The organism is Stenotrophomonas sp. 22LJNL06-5-1 (assembly GCF_056861455.1).
Genome location: NZ_JBSPUE010000006.1, coordinates 263009 through 278258, shown reverse-complemented (window position 1 = coordinate 278258; position 15250 = coordinate 263009). Strand labels below are relative to the sequence as shown.

Annotated in this window: 8 protein-coding genes; 2 read left to right on the top strand and 6 right to left on the bottom strand. The window is 65.4% G+C overall.

The genetic code is table 11. The features are described 5' to 3' along the window. Positions 1-8: 8 nt before the first annotated feature. Positions 9-1058 (bottom strand): LacI family DNA-binding transcriptional regulator, encoded by a 1050-nt coding sequence (locus AC13GF_RS14815; protein WP_010482566.1) that lies wholly within the window; start codon positions 1056-1058, stop codon positions 9-11. Between the two features lie 96 nt (positions 1059-1154). Next, on the bottom strand, positions 1155-3620 hold the full coding sequence (locus AC13GF_RS14810) for a GH92 family glycosyl hydrolase (RefSeq protein ID WP_483005112.1): 2466 nt from the start codon (positions 3618-3620) through the stop codon (positions 1155-1157). A 1044-nt stretch (positions 3621-4664) separates the two neighbouring features. Between AC13GF_RS14810 and AC13GF_RS14805 the strand changes: the two genes are divergently transcribed. Continuing rightward, the gene (locus tag AC13GF_RS14805; protein WP_483005111.1) at positions 4665-7742 is read left to right on the top strand and encodes a TonB-dependent receptor; all 3078 of its coding nucleotides are present in this window, start codon (positions 4665-4667) and stop codon (positions 7740-7742) included. Between the two features lie 222 nt (positions 7743-7964). Then, on the top strand, positions 7965-8159 hold the full coding sequence (locus AC13GF_RS14800; RefSeq protein ID WP_049444910.1) for a heavy-metal-associated domain-containing protein: 195 nt from the start codon (positions 7965-7967) through the stop codon (positions 8157-8159). Between the two features lie 78 nt (positions 8160-8237). On the opposite strand, the gene cueR is transcribed toward AC13GF_RS14800, so the two are convergent. From cueR to AC13GF_RS14780, 4 genes are all read right to left on the bottom strand, one after another. Next, positions 8238-8693: a Cu(I)-responsive transcriptional regulator gene (gene cueR / locus AC13GF_RS14795; RefSeq protein WP_010482574.1), complete on the bottom strand. Its 456-nt coding sequence runs from the start codon at positions 8691-8693 to the stop codon at positions 8238-8240. Between the two features lie 11 nt (positions 8694-8704). Continuing rightward, the gene (locus AC13GF_RS14790; protein ID WP_483005110.1) at positions 8705-11206 is read right to left on the bottom strand and encodes a heavy metal translocating P-type ATPase; all 2502 of its coding nucleotides are present in this window, start codon (positions 11204-11206) and stop codon (positions 8705-8707) included. 163 nt (positions 11207-11369) lie between these two features. Beyond that, positions 11370-14327 (bottom strand): TonB-dependent receptor plug domain-containing protein, encoded by a 2958-nt coding sequence (locus AC13GF_RS14785; protein WP_483005109.1) that lies wholly within the window; start codon positions 14325-14327, stop codon positions 11370-11372. Between the two features lie 297 nt (positions 14328-14624). Then, on the bottom strand, positions 14625-15092 hold the full coding sequence (locus AC13GF_RS14780; protein WP_483005108.1) for a hypothetical protein: 468 nt from the start codon (positions 15090-15092) through the stop codon (positions 14625-14627). Positions 15093-15250: the final 158 nt, after the last annotated feature.

Sequence of the window (15250 nt, the reverse complement as noted above, 5' to 3'; positions counted from 1 at the left end):
GGAAGAAATCAGTTCGGTCGTGCGGCACTGCTTTCGCGGATGCGCAACTGCACCGGCGCGACCGTGCGCCGTGGCGGCGCGTCCGGTTCGTCCAGTCGTTGCAGCAGCAGCGCCGCAGCTTGCCGGCCACGCTCGCGCGGATCGGCGGTGAGCGTGGTCAACGGCGGCACCGCGACCGACGCCTCGGAAATATCATCGAAACCGGTAACGGCAAAGTCGCCGCCCGGGCGGATGCCGCGCGAATTCAAGCCCAGCATCAGGCCGAGCGCGACGGTGTCGTTGTAACAGACCGCCGCACTCGGGCGATGGCCGTCGGCAAACAACTCATCAGTGCGCGCCGCAGCTTCCAGGCGGTTCGGCGCCGACTCGATCATCCAGCCCGGCGGCAGCGACAGGCCCGCTTCGGCCAGCGCCTGCTGGAAACCGGCACGGCGCTGATGGCACGAGCTCGATGCGGCGTGGCCGCCAAAGAAGGCAATCTGGCGATGGCCGCGCTCGATCAGGTGACGCGTGGCCAGATAGGCACCGTGCTGGTTGTCCAGGGTCAGGAAATCCCAGTCGGCCCCGTCCAGTTCGCGGTTGAACAGCAGCACATTCGCATTCGCGCCCAGCGCCTGCCGCAACTGCGCGGTATCGCTGCCCTCGGCCGGCGACAGGATCAGGCCGGCCGGGGTGTGCTCCATCAGCGTGGACAGCACCGCCTGCTGGCGCTCCGGTGATTCACCGGTACTGCCCAGCAGGGTCACATAACCGCGCCCACCCAGCGCCTCGTCCACACCGGAGGCGAATTCGGCGAAGAACGGGTTGGACAGATCGTTGATCACCAGCGCGATGCTTGATGACGTGCGCCGGCGCAGGTTGGCCGCCGCGCGGTTGTAGACATAGCGCTGGCGGCGCAGCTCGGCCTCGACCTTGGCGCGGGTATCGACGTTGACCAGCGGGCTGCCGCGCAGCACCAGCGACACGGTTGCCCGTGACACGCCGATGGCACGTGCGATGTCGGTCACCGTCACCGCCTTGCCGGCGCGCTTGCTGGGACTGCTGCCGTTGTCGTTCATCGTCTTCCCGGACTCCGCTGGATGCTCAAGCCTAATGGATCAGGGCCCTGTCGTGCCGTGCCGTTCGCTGGGTCACCGCGAACGGCACAGTCCGTCTCAGCGCAGCTGGCTGCCCGGTGCCGCGCACCAGGATACCGGCAGGTCCTTCACCGCCGTGCCCCAGCCCTGCTCCGGCGCCTTCGCATCAAGCGCGAACTGCAGGCGCGGGCCCTGCTGCAGCCGGTTCCAGTCCAGCCACACCGGTGCATGCGCCTGGCCATCGACCTGTACGCCCTGCACGTACTGCAGGCGGCGGCCATCGGCGCCCGGCGCATCGATGCGCAGCGTGCGGCCATTGCCCATGTCCACCTCCACCTTGCTGAAGCGCGGGGTGTGCAGCAGGAACTGGCCGCTGCCCGGCACCGCCGGGTACACGCCGATGGCACTGAACAGGTACCAGGCCGACATCGTGCCGAGGTCATCGTTGCCGGTTACGCCGTTGGGCGCATTGGTGAACAGCTGCTGCGCGGCGCGCACCACCGCTGCGGTCTTCCACGGCTGGCCGATCAGCGTGTACAGCCACGGCGAGTGCAGGTCGGGCTCGTTGTTCGGGTTGTAGCGGAACTGGTTGTAGTAGCTGTACGGCCCGACCACCCACTCCTTGCGGGCGGCGTTGAGCGGGTCGGCCTGCAGTGCGTCCATCGCAAAGAACGCGTCGAGTCGGCGACCGGCCTGTTCGCGGCCATCCATCGCTTCGACCAGGCCCGGCACGTCCTGCTGCGCCAGCCACTGGTACTGCCACGCGGTGCCTTCATGGAAACCGTGATGCGAACGCGGGCTGTAGTGGCCATCGGCCGGGGTGTACCACTGACCATCTTCGGTGCGCGGGCGCGGGAAACCGGTGAAGCCGGTCTCGGCGTCGCGCACCTGCGGGTCCCACACCTTGCGCCAGTTGCGGCCGCGCTCACGCAGCGTCGCCGCGTCCTGCGCGTGGCCGAGGCCATCGGCCATCTGCGAAAGCGCACAGTCGGCCAGCGCGTATTCCAAGGTGGCCGAACCGCCATGGTGCGGATCGACGTCCATACCCTTGGACGGGAATGCACGATCGTAGACCACGTAGCCCTTGTCCAGGTACGTCGGGTTGCCGGAACGGCCAGCCATGCGCGAGTTCAGCGGCGGCGTGCCGAAGGCATTGCGGCGCAGCGCGTCCCATGCCTGTGTTTCACGGCCCTTGAGCGCGCCGAAGCGCCACAGGTCGACCATGAACGGCGTGACCGGGTCACCGGTCATGATGTTGGTCTCGAAGTTGGCATAGCCCCAGCGCGGCAGCCAGCCACCCTGCTCGTCGATCGCCAGCAGGGTACGGCCGATGTCGCGCGCCACGTCCGGACGGGTCAGCGCCAACCACTGGTTCTGCGCGCGGTAGGTATCCCACAGCGAGAAATACTCGTAGTAGGTCCAGCCGTCAGCACGGTGGATGCCATCGTCATAGCCACGGTAGCGGCCGTCGGCGTCGTTGCCGGTCATCGGCTGCAGCAGCGCGTGGTAGACGGCGCTGTAGAACACGGCACGGTCGTCGGCGTTGCCGCCCTGCACGCGCACCCGGCCCAGCTGCTCACGCCACGACTGCTGGGACAGCGCACGCATGCGGTCGAAACCGAGCAGCGCGCCGCCCTGCATGCCGTCCGCGCGCAGGTTGATGCGCGCGCCTTCGGCATCCACATGCGAGATCGCGCTGACCGCCGTCACCGACTGGCCCTTGGCCAGGTCGAAGCTGAGCCAGGCACCGTTCGGCTTCTGCTCGCCTTCCATGCTGTGTCGCGCGCCCGGCAGGCCACCGCCCTCGCCCCAGGTGCCATGCGCCTTGAACGGACGGTCGAACTCGATGCGGAACCAGGTGGTGTACTGGTGCCCGCCACAGAAACTCTTGGTGACCAGCTTGCCTTCCACGACACGATCGCCGACCACATCGACCACGCTGCCGATCACCGAGTGGCGTTCATTGGCCTGGCCGACATTGACCAGCACGTGGCCATCGCCCTGGCGCTGGCTGAAGGTGTAGCGCTCTGCTGCGGCGCGCGTACGCGCGGTCGTTTCTGCGTCGATGCCGCCGTAGCTGGTCAGCCGCACCTTGTAATAGCCCGCCTGCCCGATCTCGCCGTCATGGGTGTAGGCCGAGGCATACGCCTTGTGGTCGAACTGCTTGGCGTTGCCGGTATCGAAATCGCCGCCCGGGCCGATCGAACCGGTCACCGGCAGCACCGACACCTGGCCGCCCTGCTCCCAGCAACCCGCACCGGAAATGAAGGAGTGGCCGAAACCGCGGATCTTCTCGTCGTCGTAGCGCCAGCCCGAATAGTGGCTGCCGATCGGGCTGACCTGGATCAGGCCGAACGGCGCCGACGCGCCCGGGAACGTGTTGCCGTCGTCCTTGCTGCCGATGAAGGTGTTGACCTCGCGCTCCAGCGCAGCCGGCGCGGCCTGCAGCAGCACCGGCACTGACGACAGCGCGAGCAGGCAGGCCAGGCGCACCAGCGGGCGCGAGGACAATGGGACGGCGGGAGCGGACGGCACTGGACGCATGTCGGGTTCCTGTAGTCGATGACGCGGAGGCAGACGGCCGGGGCCGTCCGGCACCGTTCCGCTGGGCCCCGCCATGACTGGCAGCAAGCTCCCCCTGGAATGACGCCCGACCCACCAGACCGTGGATTTAGATCGATTCAAGTAGAGCATGCGGCTTCAGCCGAATGCATTCTGCGGCGCAGCATGAGAGGGGTGTTCGGCAGGGCTGCGCCCTGCACCTGCTTCGAGCTGGAGCAACAGCAACAGCAAAAGCCGGCTGTCCGTGGGATGGCGGGTGGGTCCGGTTGCGGGGGACGCCGTAAACCCGTCCTTGGGGGCTTGGCCGCGGCATCCATGCCGCGGACACCCCCGCAACCGGACCCACCCCGCCTTCGACAGATTTCCGCGATCTGTGGATCCACGCCATGCGTGGATCAATCTCTGTCGGATATCGAAATCAATCGGGGGTCAGATCCGTTTCCCAACGGAAAACGGATCTGACCCCACGACCTCATGTCGTTCCAGGATCAATCCAACCGTCACCGGGAAACTGTCAAAGGTGGGGCGGTGTGGGCTGGCAGGACCGTTGGCGCCATGGATGGCGCCATCGAGCCCCCATGGAAGGGTTTACGGCGTGTCCTGCCAGCCCGCACCGCCCCACCAAACCACAGACAACCCAGAGCCGCTTTGCCTTTGGCTTCGGCTTTGGCCGTTGCCCTGGCTTCAAGCAGGTGCAGGGCGCAGCCCTGCCGACCCACCCTCCCCTGCGCACGAAAACGATTTCACTGATTTCAGCAAACCGTCATCCCTTCGCCACGCCAGTACCATATTGCGGAGCAGCATGCGCCCACGGGCGACCCATGCTAAAAAACGCCCGCCCATCGCTTAGATCGATCCAAGACGACGCTGCGATGGCCGGGAGTTGGGGGAGCAGCAACAGGACGTACCAGGCCACGCGCACGGTGCTACTGCCACTGCATGGCAATAGCGACAAAGTCACTTCAAATTAGATCGATTCAAGTTGTCCGTGCCACGTCACCGGATCAATCCAGGAGAGAGGGAGAGATGGGAATGAAGCATTCAACACGTACGCACGGCCAGGACGCATTGTCGCTGGCCATCGCGCTGGCCTTGGTCGCCGCCGTCATTCCGGCAGGCGCCGCCGCGCAGCAGGCCGCTTCCACCGGCTCGCAGGAGGCCACCAATCTGGACAGCGTCCAGGTCACCGGCTACCGCTACGCCATTGAAAAGAGCCTTGAGCAGAAGCGCGACGCCAACGCCGTGGTCGAAGTGATCACCGCCGAAGACGTCGGCAAGTTCCCCGACAAGAACGTGGCCGACGCACTGCAGCGCGTACCCGGCGTGGTCATCACCCGCAGTGGCGGCGAAGGCAAGACCGTCAGCGTGCGCGGCCTGGCACCAGACCTGACCCTGACCCAGTTGAACGGCAACTACGTGGCCACGTCGGAAACCAACGACGAAGCGACCCGTTCGTTCAACTACACCCTGCTGCCGTCGAACATGCTGTCCAGCGCCGAGCTGTTCAAGTCGCCGGAAGCACGCATCGACGAAGGCGGCATCGGCGGCACGGTCATCCTGCACACCCGTCGTCCGCTGGACATGGAATCCAACTCGGGTTTCGTCACGCTCGAGGGCACCTCCTCCGATACCCACCACGATATCGACCCGCAGGCCTCGGCCCTGTATTCGTGGCACAGCAAGGATGAGCGTTTCGGCGTGCTGATCGGGGTGACGCAGCAGAAGCGCACCACCCGTACCATGGAAGCCAGCACCGAGGACTACCAGTGGTACGGCGCCGGCAAGGCGCGCGATGCCTTTGGCAATGTGCAGCAGCAGGATGGCATCCACTACTGGTGGGGCAAGTCCGGTTTCAACAACCAGACCGGCGGCAACTACAGCGACTTCTTCATGCCGACCTCGGTCAACTTCGCGGTGAAGGAAGAAAAGCGCGAGCGCAAGGGCGGCCAGTTGACCTTCCAGTTCAAGCCGGTCGACAACGTCACGATGACCGCCAACTACTTCCGCTTCGAGCTGCAGGGTGACTACACCCAGAACATGCTGAAGATTCCGGAATGGAGCATGGCCCGCTTCAACGGCGATGGAAACTGGGCCGGCGGCCGCCTGCTCAACGGCCTGGACTTCGATCCCAGCGGCAACACCGTTACCGGCGCCCAGTTCGAAAAGCTGGCTGGCAAGACCTATTACTGCAGCGAAGACCAGGCCAAGGCCGCCGGCCTCAAGCCCGGCGGCTGGGGCCCGGACGACTGCACGATTCCGACACCGCAGCTGACCGGTGGCTACAGCAAGGAAAAGGCGCTGTCACAGACCGCCGACCTGACCATCGACTGGGACATCAGCCCGCTGTGGAAGGCCTCGTTCACCGGCGGCCGCACCTGGTCCGAAGGTGGTCCGTCGATGAACTTCCGCATGTCGGCCAAACCACGCCGCAAGGTCGGTAACGACTACCTGTCCGGCAACCAGTACAGCGCCTGGGATCTGACTGGCACGCCCTCGGCCACCTTCTCGCCCGACCTGCAGCAGCAGCTGATGAACGGCATCGCCGAAGTCGACACCGGCTCGACCGATTCGTCGTGGAAGCGCACCGAGGTCAAGCAGAACTACTTCCAGGCTGACGTGACCAAGCTGTTTGAATCGGGCTGGCTGGATTCGATCCAGTTCGGTGCGAAGTACCGCGATGGCAAGGTCCACCGCAACACCGGCAACACCTACTGGGTGTGCCCCGGCCGCGACCCGGCCGACTATGACAACAGTCGCTACCAGAGTGGCTGCGATCCGACTGCCGGCGACGCGCAGCCCGGCTTCTTCCTGTCCAATCCGATCAGCAACATTGCCGGCGGCTTCAATGCCAACGTGTTCCCAGGCATCAACTACCCGGCCTACATCGACTACCTGAACAAGACCTACGGCGGTTCGCACAACCGCACCGAGGAAGACTTCGTCTACAACGTCAACGAGAAGATCTACTCGGGTTACTTCCAGGCCAACTTCCGCACCGAGCGTCTGCGCGGCAACGTCGGCGTGCGCGTGGTGCGCACCAAGCAGTTCGCACAGTCCTCCGACTCGATCGAGAAGTTCAACGACTACTTCCTGGACAACGCGTCCGGCGCGCCGATGGCGTGCACCGATCCGGCCGCTGCGGCCTACCCGGGCTACAGCTGCGAGAGCGGCTTCGTGCGCCTGCCGCACGACCTTGCGCAGAGCAAGACCTACGACCTGATCGGCGTGGATCGCACGTACACCGACGTGCTGCCGAGCTTCAACATCGCCTGGGACATCACCGATACGCTGGTGCTGCGCGGTGCCGCGTCGAAGGTGATCGCCCGTCCCGGCTACACCGACATCGCAGCACCGGGTGCACTGAGCTACTACAGCGACGAGTACGTCAATGATCGCCGTGTTGCCGGCGGCGCCTCGACCGCAGGCTGGCTTGGCCAGGGCAGCAACAAGCAGCTGGAACCGTTCAAGGCCACCCAGTTCGACCTCGGCCTGGAGTGGTACTTCCAGCCGGGCGCGGTCGCCGGCGTCGGCCTGTTCCGCAAGAACGTAGACAACTTCACCCTGCCGGTGGTGCGCGATACGCCGATGGTCATCGGTGGTGAAGCGGTGAACGTGCAGCGCTACCAGACCCAGGCCAATGGCCGCGATGGCGTGTCGCAGGGCGTGGAGCTGTATGGCCAGTACACCTTCGATTTCGGCTTCGGCGTGCAGGCCAACTACACCTACAACGACACCAACCTGGCCTCGATTGTTCTGGACGGCCAGGAAATCGGCTCCTCGCCGCTGGTCGGCAGCGCCAAGAACCAGGCCAACGTGACGGTGTTCTACGAGAACGAGAAGTTCCTTGCTCGCGCCTCGTTCAACCGTCGCGGCCAGGTGGTCGGTGGACTCAACAATGGCATGACGGTCTACACCGAGCCGTATGACCAGCTGGATCTGAACGTGGCCTACAACCTGACCCCGGACTGGACACTGACCGCCTCGGTGATCAATGCCACCAAGTCCGAGCAGCGCGTGCACCTGGGCAATGACACCAAGGCCCGCCTGATCTCCAACACCTATGCAGGCCGCCAGCTGTACTTCGGCGCCACCTGGAAGTTCTAAGGCACCATGGGTTGCCCGGGCCCGCCTGGCGCAACCCACGCCCTGCTCCGGCGGGGACGTTCCTCCACGGCAGCCGCGCTGGTACAGGTGGCTGCCGTTTTTATTGGTCCGTGGTCATTGGTACGTGCTCATTGGTGCGTCGTCGTTCAGTCCAGCGCTTGACCCTGCCATCGTTGGAAGGTGCACACTGACTCCACCCCAAGAGCACCGAAGGAGCTACAGATGGAATTCCATGTCGACGGCATGACCTGCGGTGGTTGCGCGCGCAGCGTGACCCGCGCGATCCAGCAGATCGATCCGAACGCCAGCGTGGTCGCCGATCCGCCGACCGGCCTGGTCAAGGTGCAGACCACCGCGTCGCAGGAACAGGTGTTCGCCGCGGTGAACGATGCCGGTTTCCCGCCGCGCAGCGCCTGATCCCCTGCATTGCATCCACAACGAAGCCCGCCCCGTGCACTGTCACAGGGCGGGCTTTTCAGTGCATGCGATATCGAGTCAATGCTTCTGTGCGCGCCGCCGCACCGCGCCGGTCTTCGCGGTATCGACCGGCACCGGCGTCTCATCGTCCTCGCCCAGCCGCTGCAGGATCGGGCACTCCGGGCGCTCGTCGCCCGCACAGCAGCTGATCAGCGACTTCAGCGTGTCGGCCATCTGCCGCATGTGCTCGATGCGCTGTTCCAGATCGGCGATGTGCTGCTCGGCCAGGTGCTTGACGTCGGCGCTGTGCCGCGAGGTGTCGTTCCAGAGGCCCAGCAGATCGGTGATCTCGGCCACCTGGAAGCCAAGATCGCGCGCGCGGCGGATGAAACGCAGGCGGTGGATGTCCGCCTGCGAATACGCCCGGTAGCCCGACTCGGTTCTGTCCGCGGCAGGAATCAGGCCGATCTGTTCGTAGTAGCGGATCATCTTCGCCGACACGCTGGAGGCCTTGGCGGCTTCACCGATGTTCATGGGCATTCCCTTCAATGAGTGACGGAGGCGGCATCCACCATCGGCGGCTGGAAGCGGCGCAGGCGCAGCGCGTTGCCCAGCACGAACACGCTGGACAGGGCCATCGCACCCGCCGCGAACACCGGTGACAGCAGCACGCCCCAGACCGGGTACAGCACGCCGGCGGCCACCGGAATCAACGCGGTGTTGTAGGCGAAGGCCCAGAACAGGTTCTGCCGGATGTTGCCCAGCGTCGCCTTGGACAGCGCGATGGCATTCGGCACGCCCTGCAGGTTGCCCGACATCAGCACCACATCGGCCGATTCCACTGCGATATCCGTGCCGGTCCCGATGGCCAGGCCGACATCGGCCTCGGCCAGTGCCGGCGCATCGTTGATGCCATCACCGACGAAGGCGACGTGGCCATGCATGGCCTTCAGGCGGCGCACCGCTTCGACCTTGCCTTCAGGCAGCACCTCGGCCACGACTTCATCGATGCCGAGCTGGCGCGCGATCGCCTGCGCGGTCCCGGCGTTGTCACCGGTGATCATCGCCACCTTCAGGCCGAGCTGATGCAGCGCCGCGATCGCCGCAGGCGTGCTCGGCTTGATCGGATCGGACACCGCGATGATCGCGGCCAGGCGACCGTCGATGGCGGCATACAGCGGCGACTTGCCCTGGGTGCCCAGCTCTGCCGCCAGCGTCGCAAACACAGTGATGTCCACGCCCAGATCGCGCATGAAACGATCTGCACCGACTTCCACCCGCGCACCATCGACGCTGGCACGCACGCCCATTCCGGTGACCGATTCGAAATCGACCATCGACGGCGGCGCGATGCCCTGCTCGGTGGCGGCATCGACGATGGCGCGGGCGATCGGATGTTCAGAGCGCGATTCCACTGCGGCAACTGCCGCCAGCACCGTGCTGCGATCGAAACCGTCCGTGATCTCGAAGTCGGTCAGGCGCGGGCGGCCTTCGGTCAGCGTGCCGGTCTTGTCCACCGCCACCACCTGCGCGTCCTTCAGCAGCTGCAGTGCCTCGCCCTTGCGGAACAGCACGCCCATTTCGGCGCCGCGACCGGTGCCAACCATGATCGAGGTCGGCGTCGCCAGGCCCATCGCGCACGGGCAGGCAATGATCAGCACGGCCACCGCATTGACCAGCGCGAAGCTCAGCGCCGGCGATGGGCCGAAGATCAGCCAGACCGCGAAGGTCGCCAGTGCCGCCAGCATCACCGCCGGCACGAACCACAACGTGACCTTGTCGACCACCGCCTGGATCGGCAGCTTAGAGCCCTGCGCCTGTTCGACCATGCGGATGATCTGCGCCAGCATGGTCTGCGCGCCCACCGCCGTGGCACGCACCGTCAGTGCGCCCTTCTGGTTGACCGTGCCACCCACCACGCTGCTGCCCGGCTGCTTCTCGACCGGAATCGGCTCGCCGCTGATCATCGATTCGTCGATGTAGCTGCGGCCTTCAACCACCTCGCCATCGACCGGCACGCGCTCGCCCGGCCGCACTTCCACCACGTCGCCGCTCTGCACTTCATTGACCGGGATGTCGACAGTGCGGCCGCCGCGGATCACATGGGCGACCTTGGCCTGCAGGTTGACCAGACGCTTGATCGCTTCGGAGGTACGGCCCTTGGCGCGGGCCTCGAGGAAGCGGCCGAGCAGGATCAGCGCGACGATGACCGCTGCCGCTTCGTAGTAGACGTTCACCGTGCCCGGCGGCAGCAGCCGCGGTGCAAAGGTCGCTACCACCGAATAGCCGAACGCCGCGGCGGTGCCCACCGCCACCAGTGAGTTCATGTCCGGCGCCAGCCGCAGCAGTGCCGGGAACCCCTTCTGGTAGAAACGGCGGCCGGGAATGGCCAGCACCAGGAGGGTCAATACGAATTGCAGGTACCAGCTGGCCTGCATGCCGATGGTGGCCATCACCCATTCGTGCATGCCGGGAATCAGGTGCGAGCCCATCTCCAGCACGAACACCGGCAGCGCCAGCGCGGTCGCCACGATCAGGTCGCGCTTCAGCTCAGCGCGCTCGGCATCCTTCTTTTCTGCGGCCTCATCATCGGACTGCACGCCGGCCTCGATCAGGTGTGCGGCGTAGCCGATCTTGTCGATGGCCGCCACAAGCGCGTCAACGCCCGCCACGCCGCGCACGGTCGCACGCTCCGTCGCCAGGTTCACGCTGGCCTGGCTCACGCCTGGCACCGCCAGCAGCGCGCGCTCCACGCGACCCACGCAGGAGGCGCAGGTCATGCCTTCCACGGCCAGTTCAACGGTGGCGGCAGGCACGTCGTAGCCCACCCGCTCCACCGCCTGGATCAGCGCCGCGCGATCGACCGGACCGGACGGGCGGATATCCGCGCGCTCGGTGGCCAGATTGACCGAAACACTGCCCACACCTTCGACCTTGGACAGCGCCGCCTCGACCCGGCCGACACAGCTGGCGCAGGTCATGCCCTCGATGGGCAGGCTGATGGTGGCGGGGCTTGCGGGGGCTGCAATGGCGCGGGGCGTGCTCATGATCGGATTCCCGGGGTTCCTTCTGGATGCGGACAGGCTAAACCTTGCCATCGTGGGAAGGTCAAATCCAGCCTGTCCGCATGCCTGAAGGGGGCGCCGCCGCCCCGGTGTTCAGGTTCCGCATCCACGCATGGCGTGGATCTATTGGCGGAGATCGGTCTCCTCAGAAGGTGAACACATACTCCAATGCGAACTCGCGGCCGACCGCGCCCAGCAACCGGGTCGGGGCGAAATCGTAGTCCAGCTTGTACGGGTCCTTGTGGTTCCAGCTGGCCGAATTGAACACGTTGTTGACGTAGACGTTGACCTTGGCGCGTTCAGTCACCTGGTAACCCATGTTGAAGTTCCAGGTGATGAACGGCCCGACACGCCCGTAGTAGCGCGTGGTCTGCTGGCCGGCGTTCGGGTTCGGGTTGGGCGAGCCATCCGGACGTGTTGCCGGTTCCAGGCAGTTCAGCGACGGGCTGTCGCTGGGCACGTAACCATCGGCGAACGGCAGGCAGCCACCGGGGTTGTTCAGGCGATCGGTGCCCCAGTGGTAGCGCACGCCCGGCACCGACCCGATGCGGTCGGCATAGACATTGGCGTTCCAGTTACCGCGCTGCCAGGCCAGGCTCGCGCGCAGCTTGCTGCGCAGGTCGCGATCGCGGCGTTCCGGGTTCGGATCGTTGGCGTAGCGCTGTTCCTTGGTCGAGATCTGGTTGGTGTAGTTCAGGCCCAGCTGGAAGCTGCCCCACTGCGCGGTTTCCAGGCGATAGCGTGCGGTCAGATCGATACCGCGCACTTCCCGGCTGGCCAGGTTGAACGGGCCGCGCTCGATCGAGACCAAGCGACCGTTGCTGTCGCGGTTCACGCGGGCCAGGATGCCGGCGCAATACTCGCCACCGGCCGGATTGGCCCACGGCGTACCGTCCATGTTCTTGCCGGTCAGGCAGCCCGCTTCGCTGGCCAGCACCTCGTCGGCGCCGACGTCGACGATCATGTCTTCCAGCTTGATTGCCCAGTAGTCGGCACTGACCGACAGATTGGGCATCACATCCCAGACGAAACCGACCGTCCACGAATCACCGGTCTCCGAGCGCAGCAGCGGCGTGCCACGCCGGTTCACGTCAAACGTGTACCAGACATCGGTATTGCCCACGCCACAGTTGTTGACCAGGTACGCGCCACTCTGGATGCAGCGCAGGCGGTCATAGGTCTGCACTTCGGAGCTGCTCGGCTGGCCCAGCAGGTAGTGCATGTCCGGCGCATGGAAACTGGTGGCATAGGAGCCTCGCACCAGCAGCGACTCCACCGGGCGCCATTCCAGGCCGACATTCCAGGTGGTTTCCTTCTGGCTGCCAATGTCCAGCGCTTCGCCGCTGTTGTCAGCCTTGTAGCTGCCATAGCGGTCATAGCGCGCGGCCGCAGTAGCGGTCACGCTCTCCAGCAGCGGGATCTTGAACTCCACGCCGGCCGAATAGCGGGTGCGCTCGCCGCCACCGCGATCAACGTTCTGCAGGTCGAAGTCGATGCCAGCGCGCGGGTCGGGGCTGAGGTGATAGCCCTGCTGCGCCACTTCGGCCACCGCCGCGAACGAAACCGGACCCGCCCAGCCCTGGAACAGCTCGCCCGTGATATCCGCCGAAGCCTGATTGACCCATGAGGACGCACGATTCTTCGCCACCGTGCCCATCTGCCAGTACTGGTCCGGCGTCAGCGGGTTCCACCAGCGCGATTCGTTCAGTGCGTGGATCGCCTCGCCGTCGGCGGTCGTGCCCAGCTTCGGGCCGAGGAAGTAGTCGTACGACTTCTGCTTGTCGACCACGTTCTGCCGTTCTTCCACGCGGTAATAGGAACGCCCCACCGTGGCGCTCCAGTCGAAGCGATCGGCGAGGCGGCCACGCAGGCCGGCGCTCCAGTCCCAGGACAGTTCGCGGTTGGTGTTGCGCAGCGTATCCAGGCCACCCACCTCGTTTGGAGTGAACTGGCGCACGCCGAGGATCGGGCGGTTGCGGTTGGCATCCCAGTAGTAGCCGTTGTCATCGTCGATCAGCGACACGCCAGGCGGATTGGTGCCCCAGATCGCTTCAGAGCGGTACACCGCCAGGTTGGTCCAGGCCTGCAGGTCATTGCTGAAATCGAAGGTGGCATACAGGTTGCCGGACACGTTCTCGGCACCGCCGGTGAGCAGCCAGTTGGTGTAGTCGGCGCTCATGCCGCACAGGCGGCCGGTGTTGGTGATGGTGTTGGCGGCGTAGTTGTAGACCAATCGATCGGCGGTGTAGTACTCGCCATCGAACTTCTCGCAGGTGCCGGTGGGCGGTGCCAGACGCTGGCCCGTGGTGGGATCGATCAGCGCCAGGCCGGCGGTGGGACGGAAGCCGACCTTGCGTTGTTCCATGTTCCAGGACGGGTACGGCGCATCATCGGCATCGTCCATCTGCGGGCGATCACGGCCAAACAGCGGGTCGCGCTTGGTGTACTGCAGCGCGTAGGTCACGCTCCAGTTCTCGCCGGTCTTGCCTCCGGCCCAGGACAGATCCCAGGTATCGCGGCCGCCTTCGGTGGAGGTACCGCCGCGCACGCGCACTTCGTCGCCGTCGTAGTTGGTCTTGAGGATGACGTTGACCACGCCGGCGATCGCATCGGAACCATAGATGGCCGAGGCGCCACCGGTCAGCACTTCGATGCGTTCGACTGCGGCAGCGGGAATGTTGCCGTAGTTGGAGAAGTTGGTTTCGCCGCCGTAGGGCAGCGGGTAGTCGGCCACACGGCGGCCGTTGACCAGCAGCAGCGAGCGGTTCGGGCCCATCCCGCGCAGGTTCAGGCCGCTGGCATTGGGCGTATGCGAGCCCCACTGCGAGGCGGCTTCAACAGTGCCGGTCGCTTCGGTGAGGGTCTTCAGCGCGTCGTACACGCTGACGAAGCCTTCCTTCTGGATCTGCGCGGCGGTGATCACGTTGACCGGTGCCGGGCCTTCGACGCTGGCGCGCTTGATGCGCGAGCCGGTGACGGTGACCGCGTCGAGATCCTTGGTGGACGAACTGGCGGCCTCCTGCGCGCTGGCAACCAGGGGCAACAGGGCCAGGACCAGGGCCTGGGACAGCAGGTGACGACGCTTGCGGACGATCTGAGCCATGGGTGGTTGCTCTTCGAAAGTGTGGACGCACGGACGGGTGGTGGCGCGGCACTACGGCTGATCCGGGCTCCTGGATCGGTTCAAGACCGTCCCGGCACCCTCCCCTGTGGATCGATCCAAACTAAAGCACAGCTGAACCACGCCCGGCATGCGGCGGCGCAGCAACACCCTACGCAATGCCGCTATCGGCCGCAGGTATCAAGAACAATCAAAGAGTTGCGAAACATCGCTGAGAGAACTGCGCACGAAGTAGTGACACGATCGCGACAATCGCGCGCGGAACGGTTTTGTCCGCCCTCAGCGATTCCCCTCAGCCGATCGAGTCGGGACGAAGTGGCCATTTCGGAGGGCGTAGCGGCTCGACGCATCGCCTCCGGGTCCGATACCCCACCACTCGATGTTGATCCCGTCGCCCTGCCAGATGACCGAGGAAAAGTCGGATTCACTGTGGGGGCGCCCTGAGTTCTGGCTCGCCAGAGACAGGGTCTCAAGGCAGCTGCTTATCAATACCCTGCCGCGCTCAATGGGCTTCGGCAGGGTCAATTCGTAGACGAACAGATGGATCTCGCGCCCCGCGCCACAGCGCCCCATCGGCTTGGAAGCGCTTGAATCGAACACCTGATAGAGCGCGCGAAAGCGCTTCTCCCCGATCCGATGTACCCGTGTGTCGACGAATACACCTGTAGCAGCGGGTGCCAGCGTCACGCCGCCCAGCAAATCGTCGATGCCGCCGCCCTCGGGTCCGGCCGCCTTCCAGATAAACATCGGGGGCTGTCCCTTCTCTGCAGCTATTGCGGCGGTGGGCAGCAAACAGAGAAGTAGCAGGAGCAATCGAGGCATGCGGAAGGAGGATCATTGCCACGGGGAGTTGGACCCCACTGTCAATAATCCTGGTTTGATCGTCTACCCGGAAACACAGAGGC